Raw genomic sequence first — 23252 nt, forward strand, 5'->3', positions numbered from 1 at the left:
CTAATTATTGCAGGTTTTTTTACACTAAGAATACGCCACCCACAGCTCTGCGTTGGGCGCTGGTATGCGGCACCAACTCAGGTATGATTGTCGGCTGATAATAAGGAGTAGACAATGGCACATATTAGTGTGACTGCAGCAGAAAACCCCGAACGCCCGGCCATTATTATGGGCAACAGCGGCGAGGTGGTGACCTATAAACAACTTGATGAGCGCTCTAATCAGGGCGCACATTTATTTCGATCGCTGGGGCTTCAGAACGGTGATCACATCGGCATGATGGTAGAGAACTGTCGGCAGTTTCTCGAGATAGTCCAAGCCGCCTTGCGTTCCGGCATTATCTTTACGCCGATCAGTACGCATCTGCGCAGTGACGAAACACGTTACATTCTGGATAACTGTAACGCCAAGCTCTTTATCGGTTCCAAGAAGCTCGCTACAGTCGCCGGGGAACTGCACGGAGAGCTGCCCCAAATACAGCACTATTTTATGCTCAACGGAGCAGATGCAGGCTTTGAATCCTGGGACGAGGTGACGGCTACTATGCCAACCACCCCAATCGCCGACGAGTCGATGGGTACGCCCATGCTTTATAGCTCCGGAACTACGGGCCAGCCCAAAGGTGTGTTGGCCAAGAGTCCGGTAACTGATATTCATGAGACTCATCCGAATCTGGCCGCTTTCGCTGCGATATTTGGTTTCAATGAAAGTACCCGCTATCTGTCACCAGCGCCGCTCTATCACGCAGCGCCGATGCACTACAATAATATGTTGCTGGGTGTAGGTGGCACCACTGTGGTGATGGAGAAATTTGATGCGGAGCGCGCGCTGCAGCTTATTCAAGAGCAAAAAGTAACGCATAGTCAGTGGGTCCCCATCATGTTTATTCGCATGTTGAAGTTGCCAGAGGCGACTCGTCAGAAATATGACTGCAGCTCCATGCAGGTGGCGATTCACGCCGCCGCTCCGTGCCCGATCGAGATTAAGGAAAAGATGATCGACTGGTGGGGCGAAGTGATATTTGAGTATTACAGCGGCTCCGAAGGATCGGGCATGACTATTATCGATTCCGCTAGCTGGTTAACGCACAAGGGCTCAGTGGGGCCCGCCATCTCCGGCGAGCTACATATTGTGGGCGAAGACGGTGAAGAAGTTGCCACCGGTGAAACAGGCACGATTTATATTGGTAACGGCAATCCTTTTGAGTACTACAACGAGCCGGAGAAAACTGCAGGCGCCTACAATAAAAAGGGCTGGTCTACGCTTGGCGATGTTGGTTACGTTGATGAAGACGGTTTTCTCTACCTCACCGACCGTAAGAATTTCATGATCATTTCAGGTGGCGTGAATATCTACCCACAGGAAATTGAAAATCTACTGATCAATCATGAGCAGGTGGCTGACGTCGCTGTGTTTGGAATCCCCAATGAAGAATTTGGCGAAGAAGTCAAAGCCGTGGTGCAGCCAGTGAGTATGGATCAGGCGGGGGATGAACTTTCGCAGCAACTGCTGGAGTGGTGCAAGGAACGTCTGGCAACTTTTAAAGTGCCGCGCTCGGTGGACTTTATGGAGCAGCTGCCGCGCATGGAAAACGGCAAGCTCTACAAACGCCATCTGGCTGATGCCTACCGCGACGGCAAGAGCTAGCCTGTAGCAGGCTCGGCGGCAGTGTCGGTAGCGGCCGCGTTATAGCCGAGACTGTCGACTGTCTTGCCGCGTTTCTCCAATAGCATGTAGAACACCGGCAATACGAAAAGGGTGAATAGAGTACCGACGAGCATGCCGGCGGTAATCATCAGTCCAATGACGTAGCGGCTGTTAGCACCCGGTCCCGCAGCCATCAGCAAAGGGGAAACTCCTAGCACCGTAGCAAAGGTTGTCATCAGAATAGGGCGCAGGCGCAAGCCTGCTGCCTCTATGACAGCTTGTTGCCGGTCGCGGCCCTGTAACACCAGTTGGTTGGCAAAATCGACAATGAGAATGCCATGTTTGCTGATCAAGCCGATCAGCGTCAGCAAGCCTACCTGAGTGTATATATTGAAGGATGCGAAGCCGAGAGCAATAGGCACTACCGCGCCAAAAATTGACATGGGCACACTGATCAACACCACGAAGGGATCGCGGAAGCTATTAAATTGAGCCGCCAGTACCAGGTAAATCAGTAATAGTGAGGCCGTGAAGAGTATCAGGAAGCTGCCGGTCTCCTGAATATAACGCCGTGACTCTCCGGTATAACCTGGCTTAAACCCACTGGGGGCGATTTCCGCCAGTTTTTGCTCGAGAAATTCCAGACCGGTGCCGAGTGTATTGGGTGGCATCACCATGCCGCTGATGGTTGCGCTATTAAGCTGCTGGTACTGAGCCAAGGTGTTGGGTTGCACGGTCTGCTCGATGGAAATCAGTGTGTCGAGGGTGATTAAGCGTCCACTGCTACTGCGCACGTAATAGCGTTCCAGCCACTCCTTGGTCAATCTGAAACCATTGCCTGCCTGAGGAATCACTTTGTAGCTGCGACCCTCCAGTGAGAACCGGTTAACTTCCGCCTCGCCCAACATGATTTGCAGTGTCTGGCCAATCTCCCGCATGGAAACTCCAAGCCGTGCGGCGCGATCGCGGTCTATCTTTACCGATATTTCCGGGCGACTGAAGCGCAGATCTTTGGTGACAAAAATGAACAGCCCCGACTCTCTGGCCGCTTGCATTAATTCTTCTGCAACCTCATCAACCCGTTCATAGTCGGCGGTTGAAGAAACCACAAACTGCAGTGGTAATCCGCCGCCAGTGCCGGGCAGGGCGGGACTGCCGAAACTGAAGACCTCGAGGCCGCTATTGCGGCTTAGCTCGCTTTGTACCTCGGCTTGTATTTCTTGCTGGGTGCGAGTGCGCTCGTCCCAGGGAACCAGTTGAATGCCGCCAAACACAGTGCTGGTGGAATTGACGTGGAAGGAGTGACTGAATTCAGGAACCGCTTTGACCGTGCTGATCAACTGTTTGAGGAACGGAGTGACATATTCAATGTTGCTATAGTCTGGTGGCGTTGCTACCACAAAAAAGAAACCTGAATCTTCGGCCGGGGCGAGCTCTTTTTGGGACAGTGAGAGCAGCAGAGGCAGGCTCACCAATATCACCAGCGCAAACATAATAATCGCGCCGCGATTGGCCAGACTGGCCTGCAGTCCGCGCTGGTATAACGCGCGCAGACTGTCGAAGCGCTGGTCGAGCCAGTCGGCGACCTTGCCCTGTTTCTCGTGATTCTGCAAAAAAGTGGCACACATCATTGGGCTCAGCGTGAGGGCGACGATGCCCGAAACCATCACCGCACCGGCCAAAGTCAGCGCAAATTCGCTGAACAGTGTCCCAGTGATACCCCCGAGAAAGCCAATCGGGGCATAGACTGCAGCCAATGTCAGGGTCATTGCAATAACCGGCAGCGCGACCTGACGCGCACCCAGCAGCGCCGCCTCTCGCGGTTGTTTACCGTCTTCAATATGACGGTGGACATTCTCCACCACCACTATGGCGTCATCTACCACCAGACCTATAGCTATGACCATAGCCAGCAGGGTCAGCAAATTGATAGAAAACCCCATCGCAAAAATGCCAAACAGAACCCCGATGAGTGACAGTGGAATGGTCAGCAGCGGAATAATCACCACCCGTATTGAACCCAGGAAGAGGTAGATCACCAACATAACAATGGCGGCGGCTTCTAGCAGGGTTTTGACGACTTCCAACATGGCTCCCTCGATCTGGATCGACGCATCCATATCGATGAACAGCTCCATATCAGCAGGGAACTGTGCCTCAATCGCCGGCAGCACAGCGTGAATACGTTTCGCTACCTGCAGTGGGTTGGCGCCGGGTGCTTCATTGATCTTGAGGAAAATCGCCGGGCGATCGGTTGAAAATTGCGTGAAGTCGTAGTTTTCCTGATCGAGCTCCAACTTCGCCACGTCGCCCAGGCGCACTCTGCGTTCGCCAATTTGCCGCACGACAATATTGGCGAACTGCCCCGGTGATTGCATATCTGTGGCTGCGTCTACGCTGGCGCGCACCAGCAATCCGCGGGTGGTGCCCGCCGTAGAGACGTAATTTTCGCGTTGAATAGCGCTGCTGACATCGGTGGCGGTGACACCAGCTGCTGCCATACGAGTAGGGTCAAGCCAAACGCGCATGGCAAAAGAACTGCTGAATACTTCCGCTACGCCAACGCCATCGAGGGTGTTGATTTCGGGCTGAATAGATCGAATTACGTAGTCGGTAATCTGGGCGCTGGACATTTCCTCACTCAGGAAAGCCAGATACATCATGGCATCACCGCCGGTGGATGTAGACGCTATGGGGTCTTCAATTTCGCGCGGCAGGGTGGAGCGCGCTTCGTTAACTTTAGCGATGACCTCACTCAATACCTCGCTGGTGTTTTCGCCCAGTCGCACGTGGACCTGAATCCGCGAACTTCCCGGACTGCTGGTTGAGGTAAGGTATTCGACCCCGCGGGCGGCAGAAATTGAGTTTTGCAGCGGCGTCGTGACAAAGCCCTGTACCGTACTGGCGCTGGCGCCTGGATAAAAGGTGTTGACGTAGATAACGCTTTTTTCCAGTTCCGGAAACTGCCGAATCTCAAGTTGGCTGGCAGCCTGCGCTCCCAGTAACAGCAGCAGACAGCTGACCACTATGGCCAGCACCGGACGTTTGATAAACAGGTCAGTGAAGGCCATGCTCACTGCATTTCCACAGAGTTGTCGACCACCACGCTGGCGCCGCGGTAGAGCTTATTCTGGCCCGCCGTAACGACCCTGTCGCCGGGCTCGATACCGCTGATGATAGCGACATTGCCATTCACCACGTTGCCAACCTGCACGACTTTGGCCGTAACCGTCAGGCCTCCCTCGTCGCGCTCGCTGATCACGTAAACCGTATTGCCCTGCAGCGAATAGCTGATGGCGGTCTCGGGCACTACGGTGAGGGCGGCACTCTCACCCATGCGGATTTGCAGGCTGGCGAACATACCCGGCAGCAAGCCATCACCGTCATTGATGCGTGCGCGAGCCAGCAAGTTTAGCGTATCCGAGTCCACACGCGAATCCAGCGCCTGCAGGTTGGCGTTGAAGACCCGGTTCGGAAACGCGTCCACAATGAGGGTTATAGCTTGCCCGGGGCTTAAGCCTGTGGCGTAGCGCGCTGGAATATTGAAGTCTATTTCGAGTTCGGTCAGATCCTGCAGGGAGGCAATTGTTGTCCCCGGTGAAATGTAATCACCGACGTCCACCTGGCGGATGCCGACGGTTCCAGCGAACGGCGCTACGATGCGTTTGTTCCGGATGCGCGCTTCCGTCTCTGCCAACTGCGCCTTGGCTCGCGCCAGGTCAGCTTTGGACCGATCGTACTGGGATTCAGGGATAGACTTCTGCTTGATCAGTTTGCTGTCGCGCTGATAGAGCACATCTGCCAATTCGAGGTTGGCAACCTGACTGCGCAGACTGGCCTGCTCCACTTGGTCATTCAGTACTACCAGCACATCGCCGGCATTCACGGTGCCACCGGAACTGAAGTTAATCGCGGTGATCTCACCACTGGTTTCGCAGGTTAAATCCACACCGCGCACCGCTTTCACGGTGCCTACTGCTTCTAGTTGCGGTACCCGCTGCTGCGTTATGGCAACACCAGCGGCGATGGTCACCGGTGGCGGAGTGAAGTCCATATTGGCAAAGGTGGAGAAACGCCAGGCAAGGTAGCCGGCAATTGATCCAAAGATGGCCAGGAGCAGAGCTCCAACCAGTAAATAAGCGCGCACAAACGTCCCCCAACCTAAAGCGGACTCAAGTGTACTAAAATTCGACGTATTGAGATTATTAATTTCTATCGGTGCGCGTGTTTATACCTGTCAGGGCGTCGGTTGCTGGATAGTTTTTGGATGCCTGTGCTTTACTGTCGCTGGCTTTAGCGGGCGCCGTATGCGGTGCATATGAGGATTACGATTGAGGAGTAGTAATGGGTATTTTTGACAAGTTTCGTCTGGATGGTCAGGTCGCCATTATCACTGGCGCCGGTAAAGGTATTGGAGCCGGCATAGCGCTGGCTTATGCAGAGGCGGGAGCTCACGTGGCGCTAGGCGCGCGTACCGAGTCCGATCTGGAAAAGGTCGCAGCCAAGGTTAGGGCTATGGGGCAGCGAGCCATCGTGGTGCGCTGTGACGTGACCGATGAAGAGCAGTTACAGGCGTTGGCAGACGCGACGATGGCAGAATTTGGCCGTATCGACATATTGGTCAATAACGCTGGTGGCTTTCCACCGGCGCCGGCGCTCAGTACCTCCACCCGTAAATTTAACGACGCCTTCCATTTTAATGTCAGCAGCGCCTACGCGATGACCAATATCTGCGTCCCTAAAATGGTGGATTCTGCGGGGGGCGGGTCAATCGTGAATATTTCTTCGGTGGCAGGCGAAAAACCAACGCCCTGTTTTTCAACTTACGGTACTGCCAAGGGCGCGTTGTCACTGCTGACCCGCGAGCTGGCGCAGGAGTTTGCGCCACTGGTGCGGGTGAATGCCATTGCGGTGGGATCCACCCGTACGGACGCTTTGAACACAGTACTCACTCCTGAGATCGAGCAGACGATGGTGGAATTGACCCCCATGGGCCGTCTTGGCGAGGTCGAGGATATCGCTCTGGGCGCGCTGTACCTGGCATCGCCCGCGGGTAGTTATATTACGGGGGACATTTTGGCGATAAACGGTGGTCTGGAGCGACTGAATATGCAGATGCCCAGGGCTTTTGGTGGTGTAGGCTGAGCTATTATCGGTAATCGTGGGGCTAAATGCGGTGATCGTCTATAAATTAGCGGGTCAGGATATCTGCCTAAAAACTGATATAGTTCCTGTCCTGAGCGTCCAGCTTGCTTTAAGCTTGCAGTATTATCATAACGCCCGAGGTATCGGCAGTGATCAAGAGCAGACGACTAAAGCAGCTGGATAAAAAACTGGAACGCGCGGCCAGCTACGATGAGTGGCGCGATCTTGCGCTGCAGCATGATGATGTCAGTGGCATGCGTCGCTGGCGCGAAGTCGATCAGACCCCGCTTTACGATTTCACCACTATTCGACGCCGTCTCGACCGGCTGCGCAACCTGCGCGCGCGGCATGATGATATTGGTCTTTTGTTCACCCTCAACGAGGGTATACACGGCAATATGGGCGGTATGGGTAGCAGTAAACTCCATCATGAAGCCCTGGGCGGCACTAAGGTGTTGGTCGAAGACTACGTTGAAGAAATTGTGCTGGCGCTGAACCATCTGGCGGAACTGGACGATGGCAAAATTAGCGTGGCGGACAAACTCGACTTCTTTTATCGCGCTAATCACTGCTATGGGCGGTCTGCGCTGATGCTTAGTGGTGGCGGGGTGCTGGGTTTTTACCACCTGGGAGTGGTCAAGGCCTTACTGGACCAACAATTGCTGCCGCGGGTTATATCCGGTGCCAGCGCCGGTTCTATGATTGCCGGAGTGCTAGGCACTCAGACCGAAGACGAACTGACCAAGTTCTACGACCCCGCGCATGTCCAGCAAGAAGCGGTGGAGGAAGCTACGGTATTTGAGCGCTTGCTCCGGGGTGGCAACATTACCATGGACGTACATGACCTGCAGTTGATGGTTGAGCGGTTGATACCTGACCTCACCTTTCAAGAGGCTTACGAAAAGACCGGGCGCCAGATCAGTATTTCGGTAGCTCCCTCAGAGCCGCAGCAAACTTCAAGATTACTGAATGCGATTGCCTCACCGAATGTCTATATTCGTTCGGCGGTGATGGCGTCTTGTGCAGTGCCGGGGGTTTTTCCGCCGGTAACTTTGAGTGCAAAAAATGTGCATGGCGATCCACAGCCCTATTTGCCTTCGCGTAAGTGGGTTGACGGTTCGATCAGCGACGACCTGCCGGCCAAACGCCTGGGGCGTCTCTACAGCACCAATCATTCGATAGTAAGTATGGTCAACCCTATGGTGCTGCCGTTCATGAATACGCGTACCGAGAGCCACAAGCTGGTTGGGTCGCTGAGTAAATTTGGCATTGAGTTAGGCCGCGATGCTCTCAACATCTATCGAACCCGGGTACAGCAGGGTTCGGAATACCCGCGTTTCAACATGCTGCTTAATAGTGTGCATAGTCTGCTCGACCAGAATTACCGCGGCGATATAAATATAGTGCCCGGTTTCAGCTTTTATAATCCGTTAAAGCTACTATCGCATGTCACTGAAAAAGAAATGCTGAGTCTGATGCAGCAGGGCGAGCGCTCTACCTGGCCGCACATTGGTGAAATTGACACTTGCACCCGCATCAGCCGAACCTTGGACTCTATTCTGGAGCGCTTTGAAAGCGGTGATCTGAAACCGCGTGCGGCACGGCGCAGGCCACGACGTCCTTTGGCAAAGAAAAGCAGTAGTAAGACAACCGGCGTGACTGGTAAAACGGGCACTGTGAAAAAGAGCACTGCCAAGAAAGCTAAGGCGAAAAAGAGCGCCAAGCGTGGTGCTGCGGCACTGGTGAACGGCAAGGGCAGTGATTTTAGCGCAGCCGCGATGGTTTAAGCGCGCCGGCGTAAGAGCGATCGCAGCCGGCGCTATTATTTTTGATTTGCTTCGCGCTACACTGTCGCTCCGCAGAAGGGAGCTCAGCATGTCGTATACCACTTTAGCGCGCCTTGGTAGCATTGTGATATTGGCGCTTAGCGTCGCTTGCAGTAACGATACTGCAATTCCGATTGATCCAGATGCCGACGCACAGGGTCATACCGCGCCCAGTGCCGAGACCATTCGGCGCAATGCTGCCGTATTAGATGAGGCGCCTTTTGAAGATCGGCAGGATTTTGCCGATGCCAGTAAAGGTCTGATTGCCCGCATGCCCGCATTGCGCATTGAGGGACCGGGCGCCGAGCCTATTTGGGACCAGACTGCCTACGAGTTTATTACCGGTGATGCTCCCGCCAGCGTCAATCCCAGTCTATGGCGGCAGGCGCAGCTTAACAATATGCATGGTTTGTATCAGGTGGCGGATCGCATCTACCAATTGCGCGGCCACGACCTGGCGAATATGACCATCATTGAGGGCGATAGCGGCTGGATACTGGTGGATCCTTTGACCGCTAAAGAAACAGCAGCCGTGGCGCTGGATTTTGCTCGCGAGCACCTGGGTAACAAGCCGGTGGTTGCGGTACTGTTTACACACAGTCATATCGATCACTTTGGCGGCGTACTGGGCGTGGTTTCACCGGCTGACGTAGCGTCCGGAAAGGTGCAAATTATTGCGCCGGATGGATTTATGGAGGAGGTCACCAGCGAGAACGTCATTGCTGGCATTGCCATGAGTCGCCGCTCAGCCTATATGTATGGTACCCAATTGGCTCGCACCGAGCGCGGACATGTGGGCTCGGGGCTGGGCAAAAACCCGGCGATTGGTAGCCCGGGAGTCCTTGAGCCCACCACATTGATTAATGATGATTTACTGGCGTTGACCATTGATGGTGTCGATTTTGAGTTTCTGTATGCACCTGAATCAGAGGCGCCGGCGGAGTTTATGTTTTATCTGCCGCAGATGGGCGCTTTCTGTGGCGCCGAAGTCGTCTCCAGCACTCTGCACAACTTGTATACCTTACGCGGGGCCAAAGTTCGCAACGCCACTCGCTGGAGTGGCTATATTGACGAGTCTATTGAACGCTTTGGTGAAGCAGAGATTTATTTTGGCAGTCATCATTGGCCGCGGTGGGGTAACGACAACGTCGTCGAATTTCTAGAAGTACAGCGCGATACTTACCAATACATCCACGACCAGACAGTGCGGATGTTTAATAACGGTAAGACCCCAGGCGAAATCGCCGACGAGCTGACACTGCCTGAATCACTGCGCGGCAGCTTTGCCAACCGCGACTATTACGGCACTGTGCGCCACAATGCGCGCGCCGTCTATCAGGCCTATCTGGGCTGGTACGATGCCAACCCGGCGCATTTGAACCCGTTGCCGCCGCAGCAGGCAGGCACGCGTTACGTAGAAATGATGGGCGGTGCTCAGGCTCTGTTGGACAATGCTCAGACTTACTATGAGCAGGGAGACTACCGCTGGGTTGCCGAGGTCGTTAATCATTTGGTATTCGCCGAGCCTGGCAATGTAGCAGCACGAGCGCTGCTGGCACAGACTTACGACCAGCTTGGCTATCAGGCTGAGTCGGGGCCCTGGCGGGATGTCTATTTGACCGCTGCGCTGGAGCTGCGGCGAGGCGCGCCGAAAAAGTCCAGCATCGACCTGGCTAGCGCGCGAGATTTACTGCGCCAGACACCGGTGCCGCTGATGCTTGATTCTATGGCAGTACGCCTCAACGGGCCGGAAGCTGAAGGTGTTGAACTGAGGCTGAAGATGGTATTCACCGACAGCGGTGAGAGCTACCTGCTGACAGTTGAGAACTCCGTGCTCCGGCACCGTCGGGCGCGGCCGGATGATAAAGCCAATACCACGTTGACTCTGACCTACGATTTGTTTCTTGATATGGCGCTGAAAACGGCCAGCCTGAAGGACACCTTGCTATCTGATGATCTGAGCATAGACGGCAGCAAGCTCGACCTGGTGCGGTTTTTCTCGCTGCAGGATCAACCGCAGGGCGTGTTTAATATTGTTACGCCCTGAAGCCGCGGTGGCTGCTAGCTGGCTTTATCCAGGCTAGTGTCCCAGTCGTCGTTGTCGAGCAGGGTACGCAGTTGTTCTCGCTCGTCCGCCGATTCTTTGGTGGCGCTCATGAGGTGGGTAGTGCGGGGCTCTCGATCGAGAAACAGGTGGCCCGAAAGCGCGTCGGCCTCGGTGGCGCAGCTGAGCCAGACAATAGTGTCAGCGCCTTCCTCGGCAGAGCGAAGGAAAGGTCGTGTAAGTGCTCTGAATTCCGGGAGGGCAGACTGCACGCCCGGCGTGTCAGCCCACCCAGGGTGCATGGCATTCACCACAATGTTGTCGTCCGCCCAATCCTCTGCCCACTGCTCAGTCTTTATCATCAGCGCGCGCTTGGCACGGGCATAGGCGGCGCTTCCAGAATACTTGCCCACTTCATTTTGCAGGTCATCTACCTGCACCTTCTGTGAGTACATACCGCCAGACACAACATTGATGACGCGTCCACCACCGCTTTTCGCTAGCAGCGGATAAAGGCCCTCTGTGAGCCGAAACGGGCTCAGTAGCAGAAGGGCAAAACTCTGTTCCAGGCCTTCGGAGGTGACCTTACGGGGGTTGAATAATGCACCAGCGTTGTTAACCAGCACATCTATGGGCTTTTTACCCGTTATCAGCCGCTTAACCAGCGCATCGACATCGGCCATCAGGCTCAGGTCGGCGATTTCCAGCGCAATATTCTGGTTACCGGTGGTGGTTTTGAGTTCGTCGACAAGCTCTGCCCCGCGCGCGCTATCGCGGACTACCAGAGTCAGGTGTGCGTGTTTGCGTGCCATGGCCTCTGCCGTCGCCTTGCCGAGCCCGGCAGTGGCCCCGGTGATGACGACATGACTGTCACCCATATAGGCTGAAACTGGATTCCAGTGTTTGCTGCCTCTGCGGTATCCGCGTTTGGTGAATAAACTCAGTGCGCTGGGCAGAAAGCGATCGGCACGGGAGTTGGCTTTGGACAACCGTGGAGTCGGAAAATCATTATCCAGTGCCTGCTTCAAACCGACCTGTACGGCCTGATGGCCCATGTGCTCGAGGCCTGCAGAAAATGTCTTGACCACAGGCCGCAGGGGCTGCGGAAAGCGAAACTCTGCGGTGTATTCCAGAGTGCAGCCGCCCTTGCTGGGGGCCACGGTGATGGTGTCCTCGACATCGAAGAATCGAGATTTTCCCAATAGAACAATACAGCTGTCAGGCTCGAAGCGTGTCACCGAGTATTCCAAGGTGATACTGCCCACGGGTAATTCGCACACCACCTCCCAGCGACTGCCAAGGCCGAGCGGCGCATGGTCGAGACGTTTGGCAGAGATGGCTGTAGCATCCCACTCCGGGCAGGTAGAAAAGTCGGCGACGTACGCAAATACTTCCTGCACGGGACGGCTGAGAGTGATAGTTTCATTGAGCGTTGTCATGGGCAATTCTTCATGTGGTCATGCAGGAGGATGTGAAATGCAGTGGGGAAAAAAGGCGCCCCGCGAGGGGATTGGGGCGCCGTCAAACTGGACCTAGCGGGACTGTTGGAGAAACTCTTTCCGGGTGTCAGGGTTGCTCTTGAAGTTGCCGCCCAGAGCAGAAGTCTGCGTGCGTGAGTTACTGTCCATTACGCCACGTGATTTGACGCAGTAATGCGTCGCATCGATGCTGACAGCTACGTCTTTAGTACCGAGCAGAGCCTGCAGAGCAACCAGAATTTGCTGGGTCAAACGCTCCTGTACCTGAGGACGCTGCGCGAAAAAACGCACTATTCGGTTGATCTTTGACAGACCGATGATTTTTTCACCCGGGATGTAGGCGACTGTGGCGAAGCCATCAATCGTAACGAAGTGATGCTCGCAGGTGCTGATGACAGAGATCTCGCTGATCTTGACCATCTCCTCAACGCCCATCTTGTTGTCGATAACTGAGATGCGCGGGAACTGTTGATAGTCCAGGCCAGCGAACATTTCGTCGACGTACATTTTTGCGATCCGGTGGGGTGTCTCACAGAGGCTGTCGTCTGTCAGATCTAGCCCCAGCGTGTAGGCTATATCTGTAAAAGACTCCTTGATCTGCGCATACTTCTCACTCCTACTCAAGCCGTTCTCTATGAGAGGCGTTTCCAGGCCATTGTCTACCAATGCTTGGCGGACCAGTTGCGCCTCGGCGCTCAGCGTCGGCTCAGGTGCCTGAGTCAGGGGGGCGGTTTTTTCTTTGAGTGCAGCTTCCATTGGGGCTCCTTTTAGGGCGCGTTATAAGCATCACCAGAGCCATCCTATGTGACTCCTTGCAAGTAATTACGCCTCCGGTGCGCGGTCGGTTCACTGCACAGCAAGATAATTGTGAGAGTGCTGCTTAATTTGGCCATTTGAGCGGCTACGGCATTGCAGCAGGGGCTCCAGCGGCGTTGATCGTGTGCAGGTGTTGCCGACCTAACTGCCGTGGTTCAGTCACTCCGCAGGAGTGAGCAATGATTTCCACTTCGTGCTGCAGATTGAGGGCATAGTGACTGACACGGGCTGATTTATCAGTAGGGTCCAGGCCTTTTTGCAGATCTTTATCGTGGGTTGTAATACCAGTAGGGCAAGTGTTTTTATTACATTGCATCGCCTGCACACAGCCCAGAGCAAACATAAAGCCGCGCGCACTGTTGATGCAATCTGCGCCCAGGCACAGGGCCGCAGCTGCGGCCGCCGGCGTGATCATTTTACCGGAGGCAATGACGCGGATACGCTGGCGCAACTTGTGCCGCTCCAGCAGCTCCACCAGTAGCGGCAGACTCTGCCTGACTGGCAATCCCATGAAATCCATCAGGCTCTGCGGTGCTGCGCCTGTGCCGCCATCGGCGCTGTCTACCGTGATGAAGTCGGGTGCGCTCTGTAAACCACGTTCATTAATTCGGTCGCAGAGTTCTTCCAACCAGCTGCTGTCTCCAATAACCGCTTTGAAACCGGTGGGCTTGCCGGTGATATGGCGTACCTTTTCGATCATATTTAGCAGCTCATCGACACTGCCTATATCGCTGTGCCGGTTGGGGCTAATCGAGTCTTCTCCCACTGGAATACCGCGGGTGCTGGCGATAACCGCGGTAACCTTGGCGGCAGGCAAAATACCGCCTTTGCCCGGTTTTGCCCCCTGCGATAGCTTGATCTCAAACATCCGTACCTGCTCATGATCGGCGATTGCCTTGAGCTTTGTTTCGCTGAGGTCGCCGTGCTCATCGCGCACTCCGTATTTTGCCGTGCCCAGCTGAAACGCAATGTCACAGCCGCCTTCAAGGTGATACGGCGATAGTCCACCTTCGCCGGTATTGAGCCAGACCCCAGCCTTGGCAGCGCCTCTGGACAGCGCCTGAATGGCCGGCACAGAGATAGCGCCAAAGCTCATCGCAGAAATATTGATCAGGGAGCGAGTGCTATAGGGGTGTTGGGCGTAGCCTTCGCCAAAGCTAATCTCAGCGGGGATCCGGGTTTGCTCATCAAGCGGCGGAAAGGCGCCATTGAGGAACAGATAGTCGCCGGGTTGATTGATGCGTTGAGTAGAACCAAATGCCACCGTGGAATCAATATTTTTTGCGGCACGGTAAACCCAGGAGCGTTGCGCGCGATTGAAGGGCAACTCCTCGCGGTCGTGAGCAAAAAAGTACTGCCTAAAAAACTCCCCCATATGTTCAAACAGGTAACGAAAGCGGCCGATAACAGGGTAGTTGCGACGTATGGTCTGTCGCGTCTGGGTGATATCCACAATATACATGTAGAGAGTAAGCACCAGCGCTGCGCACACCGCAAAGGCGAGGATGAGGGCACTGATCTCCATGGTGCGCAGGGCAAAAGCCTGCAGTGCGTCCATGTTTTGGTTCATCGCGGTCGGTCCTTAAGGCAAGCCATTCGTCATTGACCCGCGGCTGCCTGGGACAGTTGTGCGTAGTCAGTTTTGCTGCTGCAGGCTATCTTCCATAGCAGCGATCAAGCTGTCAATTTCAGCCTGCTGGCAGGTGAACGGGAGACCTAGTTGCAACGTGTCACCACCATAGCGCACATAGAATCCCTTGTCCCACAGGCGCATGGCAATCTCGAAGGGGCGGCGCAGCGGTTCCCCTGGCATTGACTCGATGGTCAGTCCAGCGGCCAGCCCGCAGTTGCGTATATCACTGACCCAGGGCTTGTCGGCGAGACTATGCACTGCGCTTTCCAAAATGGGTGCGATGCTGGCAGAACGCTCTATTAATTGCTCCTGTTCCAGTATATCCAGCGTAGCGAGGCTGGCAGCGCAGGACACCGGGTGTGCAGAATAGGTGTAGCCATGTGGAAGTTCCAGCGCGTAATCAGGGCCTCCGTTTTCCATGAAGGTGTCGTAGATAGACTGTCTTACGGCTACTGCACCCATCGGAATCGCTCCGTTGGTAAGTTGCTTGGCCATCGTGAGAATGTCTGGCGTCACCCCGAATGCCTCTGCGCCCGTGTTGGCCCCGAGCCGGCCAAAGGCTGTGATGACCTCGTCAAAAATGAGCAGGATGTCATGTTCGTCACATATTGCTCGGAGTCTGGCCAGATAACCCTGCGGCGGCGGTAAAACCCCTGCCGATCCGGCCATGGGCTCGACGATTACGGCGGCAATAGTGCTGGCATCCTGCAGGGCAATAATCTCCAGCAGCTGCTCCGCCAAATGTGAGCCATGCTCGGGCATGCCCTTAACAAACCGATTCTCCGGCAGCAGAGTATGGGGGAGGTGATCAGCTTCTACGGCGCTGCCAAAAAGTGCTCTGTTGGGCGCGAGTCCTCCCACAGAGATACCGCCGAAGTTAACCCCGTGGTAACCCTTGACGCGGCCTATCAGGCGGGTCTTGTGCCCCATACCGCGCTTGCGCCAATAGGCCCGGGCAATCTTCAGTGCGGTGTCTGCGGACTCGGAGCCTGATCCGGTAAAAAATATGCGATTCAGTTCATCGGGCATCAACCGGGTGATGCGTTCGGCTAACTGAAACGATTTTGGATGACCAAACTGAAAGGCCGGAGAGTAGTCCAGGGTTCGCAGCTGTTGGCTTACTGCATCGGCGATTTCCGGTCGGGCATGGCCAGCGCCACAAGTCCACAGGCCGGAAAGGCCGTCGAAGATACGCCGTCCGTCTGCTGTAAAGTAATAGTTACCTTGAGCTTTGACAATCAGCCTCGGGTCACGCTTGAACTGGCGATTGCCGGTTGACGGCATCCAGTGTGCATCTAGCTGTTGTTGGGTGAGCCCGGCTCTGGGGTCAAATTCTGCCTGGGTCATGCTACTGATCTCGCCTTACCGCTGTAATCTTACTTAGTTTAGAGGCATGCTATATCAATGAAAAATACAAATAACTTAAGTATATTCAATTAATTGTTTAAGTAAGGAGTGGTTTCATGGTGGCGCGCAAGTTAGTGCTCAGCGCCCAGTTGGGTGATAGCGATGTTCGTTTGCTCCGGATTTTTCGCGCGGTGGTGGATTGTGGCGGTATATCTGCAGCTGAAGTCGAGCTCAACATGAGTGTTGCAGCGATCAGTATGGGTATCGCCGACCTTGAAAGGCGCCTGAGCCTGAAACTGTGCCAGCGCGGTAGGGCCGGGTTCGCACTCAGCGATGAAGGTGCTCAGGTCTATGAGGCTGTGCTGCAGGTACTGGCAGCATTAGAGGACTTTCGGACTGAAGTGAATAGCCTTCATGCCAACCTGAGGGGTGAGCTGAATATTGGCATTACCGACAATCTAGTCACAATGTCTGAGCATATGAGGGTGACTCATTCACTGGCGGCACTGCGGGAGCGCGGGCCAGATGTGAGAATCAATATTCGCATGCTGCCGCCACCGGAAATTGAAAAAAGCGTGCTGGACGGACGCATGCATATTGGAGTGATCCCTTCGCTGCGATTACTGGCAGGTTTGGAGTACCTCGATTTATATACGGAAGAATCGCGCTTGTACTGTGGCCACGAGCACCCTTTGTATTGCCGTCGGGATGCTACTGAGCAGGAGGTGCTGGCCGCTCCTGCGGTGCTGGCTACCGGCGTCGTAATGCCCGAGGCAGCGCGTACGTTCAGCCAGCAGATGCAGGCAGCAGCTACCGCTACCGATAGAGAAGGCATCGCATTTTTGATTCTGTCTGGCCGGTATATTGGGTTTCTACCGCGGCATTATGCCCAGCGCTGGGTGGCGGAAGAGCGCATGCGCGAGTTGATTCCGGAGCACTTTTTATTTCAAACACCTTTTGCAGCAATTACCCGCAAAGGCGCGCGGCCCAACCTGGTGCTGCAGACGTATCTGGAAGAATTGCGACGCTCTGAAAGCGATCAGCTACATCCCTGAAGATTGACGTTGCGGAGAGCCTGAGCCGAGGCTTGGATTCAGCTTCAGGCAGTTTTTCTGCTGCGTCGCGATGATTTTCGGTTTGACAGCCAGGTCTGCACGCTGGCTACTCGATCCACTGTACCGGCGGCGCTGGCAGCGGCGACATTGGTGTTCACAAACTCGGTTATAGCGGCAGTGACCTGACGTGATAAGGCGTCGCCTTCTTGCGATGTGGACATCAACATTAAATGTGGATTCAGTGGATCTACGGGCAGTTTCTGCTCGGCTCTGGTAAGTTCCAGAAAGCCCAGCGGTGTGCGTAGATCAGCAGCCCGCTTGACGCCTTCTTTAGCCATGCGCTGCTGCATAAGATAGTCGTGTTCTTCACGATGTCTTTGCGCAGAGACCATAAAGTCATCGCGGTGAATAATGGCGAGATAGGGAATATCATACTTAACAATAATATCCAGTGCTCGAAGATGCAGTTGCTGATACTGCAGCGGTTCGTGCAAGGCTGCGCTGACTTCTTTCAGCAGTCCGTAGAACGAAACTTTTCGTAACAGGCGGCCGCCAATGACTCGCAGTCCATAGGGGATCTCGCGTCGCGACAAACTCTGCTGAAGGTCGTGGCGGTCCATCAGGTAGCGGATGCCGCGGTTGAGTGCGTTGACGGTTTGCTTGACCGTCGGTAGCAATGTGAACTTCAGCAGACGCTTGGGTTGGTTATCCAATACCAGATTGGGGTCGACTAAATGCAGCTGGCCGTGTTCATCTTTCTGATAAACCTGTTGCGGGCCGCCGTAGTCCAGGTCTTCACCGCGGCGCCAATGGCCAATCAGGCTGCGCGAGGTTTTATTGATATGCACAATATCGCTGGGTGCCCAGGTTGCCATCGCAACGATACCGCCGCTGCGCAGTGCCTGAATTAGCTTTTGATCTTCGCGCTTCAACTGTTCGAATTCAGGCAGGGGGCCCTCTTCTGAACCGACCAGAGACACCAGTAAATGATCGCAAATCACGCCGGCAATGGAGTGATGGCCGACTGCAGTAGGGTGTCGCTTGTTCCAGTTCTGCAAAATGCCTTTGCGCAGTGCTTTGGCATAGTGAGGAAAGATGTCAGCGGCGGGCAATTTCTTGGCATGGCTGCCTCTGTGCAATGCCGATACCGTCCATGCGCCGGGTAGCCTGATCAGGAAGTTTATGTAGCTGTAGAGGCCCATAAAGCCGTGCAACAGGTAAACATGGACACCATCTTCCTCAGTGCCGTAACGGACTTCCGCCTTGGTGGAAATATCTTGCCCATCTTCACGATACTGTAACTCCCCTTCATCGAAGTGCAGGGCGTTGTCGTCGGCGAAGACGTAGACCTTTTCACAGATGGCAGGTGATTCGCGCAGCATCCTCACCGGGGTTTCCATGACGGTTTGCTCGAAGTCAGCGGACTCCTGCATTTCAAAGCGCCCTAGCGCCATTAGCTTGCGACTTCCCGCCAGCATGGCAACGATGCAACCGGCATTAACAATGGCGCCGCGGTTGAGCGTAACGCGGATGGCGCCGTTTTCTTTAAGTACAGCGACGCCTGGCTGTTTGTCTGCCAGTGCTGGACTATAGGGCGTAAAGGCGCCTAGCCCGCCATTGCGGCCGATTCCGGTCACCAGCAGGTGGCAGGCCATACTCTCGCCAAGATGCTCACGCAGCAGGGCTTCATAGCGACGGCGTTCTTGTTGGGCGCTGCGACCGGCCTGCGGGGCTTTACCGGCGCGTAAATAACTGGCAGTAGCATCCAGATCAAAGCGATAGACCATGGCGGCAGTAATCTGCTCCGCTGCATCCTCCGCCATAATGGGGTAGGGCAGGGCCAGCATTTCGTTGACTCGCTTGATGCCATAACGCTCTACGAGTTTGGTGGCAAGAGGGCGCAGAAAAGTATTGCTCAGCGAATCGGAAGCATTTTCCCAGTTGGACTCACCGGTCGATTCCTGCACGAAGAAAAAGCGCACATGCTCAATCCAGTTGATGTGATCAGCAAGGTGCTCAAGCCAAGCGCGGTATAATGCCTTCACGGTATTACCGCCACCGACCGCGATCGTAAAATACTGGTATTTAAAACCGGTGTCGGCGCTAAAACTGCCGTTTTTACACCACTCCTGATATTTCTCCAACGTCGTGTTGGCTGCCAGCCGGCCCATCTCCTCCAGATTCCCGGCTATGCCGAGCTGAAATCCCGCCGCCTCTTGCGATAGCAGCGGTTCGTTGTCTGCAGCAGCGCCTCTGAGCGCATTGAATAACTTCATTCTGGGTGCCCCAGCCCGAGACGGACTGGCTTGTGGGTTATCCTTCCATTAGAGCGGAAATAATTAGGCATTACCTTCTAATTTTCCTCATATTGGGGCACGGCTTCACAGGGGCTGAAAGCCGGCCCTGAGATCCTTTTTTAGTACTTTGCCAGACGGATTGCGTGGCAACGGTGCGCTGTGTATCCAGACTTGGTGGGGTACCTTGAAGTTTGCCAGGTGCTCTGCGGCGTAGGCGGTTACGTCAGCCGGGCTCAGTTCAGTCCCCTCGCGTGGCACCACTGCGGCCGCCAGCGCCTCGCCCATTTTCTCGTCGGGTACGCCAAATACGGCCGCCTCGACAATATCGGGGTGGTCAAACAGTACGGATTCAATCTCAGCGGGATAGATGTTTTCACCGCCACGTATCACCATATCTTTGGCGCGATCTGACAGGAAAAGATAGCCATCTTCGTCGAAATACCCAATATCTCCCGAGTTAAACCATCCTGCAACGAAATCTTTCGCGGTTGCCTCCGGACGATTCCAGTACTCGCGGATCAGGGTCGGTGTCTTTATCCATAGTTCACCAGCAGTCCCCGTAGGTAACTCTTCGCCGTTAGCATCGCGGATACTGATTTGTACCGTCGCATAGGGAAACCCAGCGCTATTGGGCTTGCTCTGGAAAGGTTTGCCAGTGAAGGCAGTGCCGATGGCATTGGTTTCGGTCAGACCCCAGCCGGTACCGGGATAGCCGTTGGTAACTTTCTGCTCAATCAAGCGGGCAGCGCGCGGTGGTGTGGCAGAACCGCCGGCGCCCACGCTGGAAAGGGAGCTGGTATCGCGGCTGTCAAAGTTAGGAGATTCGAACAGTTGCAGCAGTTGGGCGGGTGCTGCATTGGCGATGGTGATTTTTTCACTCTCAATCATTTCCAGAGCTATCTCTGGATCCCATTTGTAGAGCATGACTATCTTGCGCCCAGCTTTCAGCGCGGTCATAAAGACAGCGTGACAGCCGCTCACATGGAACAGGGGTACCGCCAACATCTGGGTAGGTTCCAGCCCGCTTTCCATCATGGCACCGATGGCCTCCGGGTTGATCATGGCTGAAGCCATACCCATGACTTCAAAATTCTGAATCGCCTGACCCAGCGCATAGTGGGTAGAGATTGCACCCTTGGGTGCGCCGGTGGTACCGGAGGTATACAACATGAGTGCGAGATCTTCACCACTGATGGCGACGGCGGGCATTGTCGCGGTTTCATGGCCTTGCACGAAGTGCTCCAGGTCGTAAACGCTGACGCCGCTATTGGGTTGCTCTGGCCGCACAATCACCGCGGGAATGCCGGCGTCCTCCAATGCAGTCGCAATCAGATCAAAACGTTGTTGATCACAAAACGCGACCCTGGCGCCGGCGTCTTCGATGGCGAATTGCAATTCTCGCGCCTTACCCCAACTGTTCAAGGGCACGGCGACTGCGCCTATCGAGATAATGGCAATAAAAGCGGCCATCCACTCGGGGTAATTGCGCATGGCAATGACGACTCGGTCGCCTTTGTTCACGCCCAATTCCTGTTGCAGCTGATGGCCAATACTGGCGGCCAGTTGCAGCATTTGGGTGAAGGTCCAGCGCTCCCCCTCGTAGATGACGAATTCTTTGTCACCATGGACGGCGGCGGCCGTGAACACTTCCAGCATAGTAGCTGGCGCTTCTGCAAACTCCACGTAATCGACGCCGTGCCGAGTGATCGACTGCGTGGCGAAAGGTGACCCGGCTGCGGTGAGTTGGGCGAGGGCTTCGTCAAAAGCGCGTTTGTAGTCAGACATCTGGTTTCCCTGGGTGAATGCTCTGCACGTAACTGCAGACCATAGGTGTATTTTGGAGCAAATATTGTAAGAACAGCGACCCTGTTGTGGCAAGGCTTGCAGTATCAGCAGCCATACTGGCGCTGCTGATTTTGCCGCTGAGGAGTGTTAGAGTCAGCCGTCTTCGTAAACGTCTACAGGAACTCTTCATGACAGATTACAGCAGTCTGTACCGACCCTTTGGCCTCGGTCCGCTCGAACTCCCCAACCGCATCGTTATGGCGCCTATGACCCGTAATATGTCTCCTAATAATGTGCCCAGTGACGATGTCGTTGAATACTATCGTCGTCGAGCGGCGGGTGGCACCGGTTTGATTATCACCGAAGGCACCTGTGTTGATCATATCGCCGCTAGCGGTTATCCCGATGTGCCGTACTTTCACGGAGCGGACTCCCTGGCGGGTTGGCGCCGGGTCGTTGAAGCCGTGCATGCGGAAGGGGGCAAGATTGCACCGCAGCTGTGGCATGTCGGGGGGATGCGTAAGGCCGGTACGCCACCGGAGGGCGATGTGGATGGCTACTGCCCCAGTGGTATGAATATGCCTGGCAAGGTCAATCGCCGGGTTATGACACAGCAGGATATTCACGACTGTGTTGACGCGTTTGCGCGTGGCGCGGCCGCTGCCAAGGAGTTGGGTTTTGATGCCGTGGAAATACACGGCGCCCATGGTTACTTGGTCGATCAGTTTTTTTGGGAGGGAACTAATATCCGTGATGATGAATACGGTGGCTCGATGCAGAAGCGCAGTCGCTTCGCGATTGAAATTATCGAGGCGACCCGAGCTGCCGTAGGCCCCGATTTTCCCATTATTTTTCGCTTTTCACAGTGGAAACAGCAGGACTTTGATGCGCGACTGGTGCAGAACGAGACTGAGCTAGAGCAATTCCTGATGCCACTCAGTGAAGCGGGTGTGGATATTTTCCACTGTTCAACGCGGCGCTTCTGGGAACCTGAATTTGAGGGCAGTGATCTCAACTTGGCGGGCTGGACTAAAAAGATAACCGGTAAGCCCACCATTACCGTCGGCAGCGTCGGACTCAATCACGACTTTATCCCGCTACCTGGTGAAGCCACCTTTCGCGAAGCAGAGCCGGCCAGTTTGGATAGCCTGATTGAGAGAATGGAGCGGGATGAGTTCGACCTTGTCGCAGTTGGGCGCGCCATGATTGCCAACCCGGACTGGGCCGCGCGCGTGCGTGAGGGTCATCTGGATACTATGCAGGCGTTCGAGAAGGAGCAATTGTTCGCGCTAACTTAGGCGCGGCAATGCCACCGATATTGATGTTGGCGGGAAAGCTTTGTTGCTCGCGAATATGTCGGTTTGGGAGTCTGCTGACAGACTGTTCGACTACGTCTACAGATCTGCGCATCGCGATGTCATGGTAAAGCGCCGCGCTGGGTTCGAAAAATCGCTGCAACTTTATCAAGTGTTGTGGTGGATACCGGCGGGACACATACCGAGCGCGGAGGAGGGCTTGCAAAAGTTGAAACTGCTGTGGGGCAACGGTCCCAGTGCTGAGGTTTTCACTTTCAAACTAATAGCTGAGACTTTAGCCGCTTAACAGCTACTTGCTAGCAAGGACTTTATAGTAGGCAAAAAAAAAGGCCCTCACAAGGAGAGCCTGACACAGGCGCGTTACCGCGCCCGGGTCTTAACTGTGCAGCTGATTAAGCTGCTTTAGCCGGTGTAAAACGATCTTTGACGCTAACAACAGCATCTTCAACCTGGTTCTGAACTTTGCTTAGCTGCTGACGTGCATCGCCGACAACTTCATCGAAAGCCGGTACGTCGATACTGTCAACACGCTTTTCCAACTGCTTGCGAAGCTTGGCGCCACGCTTTTCCAGATCACTGACACGCTTTTCGTTTTGCTTGCGCGCTGTTTCCAGATTGGCTTGAATACTATCAACGCTCTTACCAATAACGCCGAGGTAAACGTTAACAGCGCGTTCTGCGACCTTGATGAAGGCGGGGCTGGTCTGCTTGGTAGCAGCCTTTTTAGCCGTGGTCTTCTTGGCAGCGGTCTTTGGTGCAGGGGCTTTTTTGGCAGAGACTTTCTTCGCCGGTGCTTTCTTTGCTTTGGGTGCTGTGGCCATTTTCTATCTCCTGATACTTCAGTTTGTTTGGTTACGGCAGAA

At 54.8% G+C, this 23252-nt stretch carries 15 protein-coding genes and 1 pseudogene; 7 read left to right on the top strand and 9 right to left on the bottom strand.

The window, feature by feature from the left end; translation table 11 throughout:
• Positions 1-114 precede the first annotated feature (114 nt).
• Positions 115-1647, top strand: a complete 1533-nt coding sequence (locus EYC98_RS09390) for an acyl-CoA synthetase (RefSeq protein ID WP_279245090.1) — start codon at positions 115-117, stop codon at positions 1645-1647.
• Here EYC98_RS09390 and EYC98_RS09395 read toward each other — a convergent pair.
• Positions 1644-4718, bottom strand: a complete 3075-nt coding sequence (locus tag EYC98_RS09395; protein WP_279245091.1) for an efflux RND transporter permease subunit — start codon at positions 4716-4718, stop codon at positions 1644-1646. The two genes, EYC98_RS09390 and EYC98_RS09395, sit on opposite strands and share 4 nt — an antisense overlap.
• Positions 4719-4720: 2 nt before the next feature.
• Entirely contained in the window at positions 4721-5794 is a 1074-nt protein-coding gene (locus EYC98_RS09400) for an efflux RND transporter periplasmic adaptor subunit (protein WP_279245092.1), read from the bottom strand.
• Positions 5795-5991: 197 nt separating this feature from the next.
• On the opposite strand from EYC98_RS09400, the gene EYC98_RS09405 reads away from it, so the two are divergent.
• The 3 genes from EYC98_RS09405 to EYC98_RS09415 all read left to right on the top strand — a co-directional run bounded on the left by EYC98_RS09405 (position 5992) and on the right by EYC98_RS09415 (position 10665).
• Complete coding sequence (locus EYC98_RS09405; protein ID WP_279245093.1) at positions 5992-6792, top strand: glucose 1-dehydrogenase; 801 nt, start codon at positions 5992-5994, stop codon at positions 6790-6792.
• 149 nt (positions 6793-6941) lie between these two features.
• Positions 6942-8579 (top strand): DUF3336 domain-containing protein, encoded by a 1638-nt coding sequence (locus tag EYC98_RS09410; protein ID WP_279245094.1) that lies wholly within the window; start codon positions 6942-6944, stop codon positions 8577-8579.
• Between the two features lie 88 nt (positions 8580-8667).
• Positions 8668-10665 carry an alkyl/aryl-sulfatase gene (locus EYC98_RS09415; protein WP_279245095.1) on the top strand — a complete coding sequence of 666 codons (1998 nt, stop codon included), beginning with the start codon at positions 8668-8670 and terminating at the stop codon, positions 10663-10665.
• Positions 10666-10679: 14 nt separating this feature from the next.
• Here the strand turns inward: EYC98_RS09415 and EYC98_RS09420 are convergent, their stop codons facing one another.
• The 4 genes from EYC98_RS09420 to aptA form a co-directional block, all read right to left on the bottom strand.
• Positions 10680-12101, bottom strand: coding sequence for an SDR family NAD(P)-dependent oxidoreductase (locus EYC98_RS09420; RefSeq protein WP_279245096.1), 1422 nt, complete (start codon positions 12099-12101; stop codon positions 10680-10682).
• Between the two features lie 93 nt (positions 12102-12194).
• Positions 12195-12896 carry a GTP cyclohydrolase I FolE gene (folE, locus tag EYC98_RS09425; protein ID WP_279245097.1) on the bottom strand — a complete coding sequence of 234 codons (702 nt, stop codon included), beginning with the start codon at positions 12894-12896 and terminating at the stop codon, positions 12195-12197.
• Positions 12897-13041: 145 nt separating this feature from the next.
• A complete protein-coding gene (locus tag EYC98_RS09430) occupies positions 13042-14526 on the bottom strand; it encodes an FMN-binding glutamate synthase family protein (protein WP_279245098.1) in 1485 nt (494 codons plus the stop codon).
• 66 nt (positions 14527-14592) lie between these two features.
• The gene (aptA, locus tag EYC98_RS09435; protein ID WP_279245099.1) at positions 14593-15936 is read right to left on the bottom strand and encodes an omega-aminotransferase AptA; all 1344 of its coding nucleotides are present in this window, start codon (positions 15934-15936) and stop codon (positions 14593-14595) included.
• Between the two features lie 116 nt (positions 15937-16052).
• On the opposite strand from aptA, the gene EYC98_RS09440 reads away from it, so the two are divergent.
• Positions 16053-16991, top strand: a complete 939-nt coding sequence (locus EYC98_RS09440; RefSeq protein WP_279245100.1) for a LysR family transcriptional regulator — start codon at positions 16053-16055, stop codon at positions 16989-16991.
• A 44-nt stretch (positions 16992-17035) separates the two neighbouring features.
• On the opposite strand, the gene EYC98_RS09445 is transcribed toward EYC98_RS09440, so the two are convergent.
• Complete coding sequence (locus EYC98_RS09445) at positions 17036-19267, bottom strand: 6-phosphogluconolactonase (RefSeq protein WP_279245101.1); 2232 nt, start codon at positions 19265-19267, stop codon at positions 17036-17038.
• A gap of 105 nt (positions 19268-19372) precedes the next feature.
• Positions 19373-21073, bottom strand: coding sequence for a class I adenylate-forming enzyme family protein (locus EYC98_RS09450; RefSeq protein WP_279245102.1), 1701 nt, complete (start codon positions 21071-21073; stop codon positions 19373-19375).
• Positions 21074-21261: 188 nt separating this feature from the next.
• Between EYC98_RS09450 and EYC98_RS09455 the strand changes: the two genes are divergently transcribed.
• Positions 21262-22371: an NADH:flavin oxidoreductase gene (locus EYC98_RS09455; RefSeq protein WP_279245103.1), complete on the top strand. Its 1110-nt coding sequence runs from the start codon at positions 21262-21264 to the stop codon at positions 22369-22371.
• 16 nt (positions 22372-22387) lie between these two features.
• Positions 22388-22675: pseudogene (locus tag EYC98_RS09460) on the top strand (DUF3291 domain-containing protein); the annotation flags it as partial.
• A gap of 106 nt (positions 22676-22781) precedes the next feature.
• Here EYC98_RS09460 and EYC98_RS09465 read toward each other — a convergent pair.
• On the bottom strand, positions 22782-23210 hold the full coding sequence (locus EYC98_RS09465; protein WP_279245104.1) for a hypothetical protein: 429 nt from the start codon (positions 23208-23210) through the stop codon (positions 22782-22784).
• Positions 23211-23252: the final 42 nt, after the last annotated feature.

It is taken from the genome of Candidatus Litorirhabdus singularis (assembly GCF_026262625.1).
Classification (GTDB): domain Bacteria; phylum Pseudomonadota; class Gammaproteobacteria; order Pseudomonadales; family Halieaceae; genus Litorirhabdus; species Litorirhabdus singularis.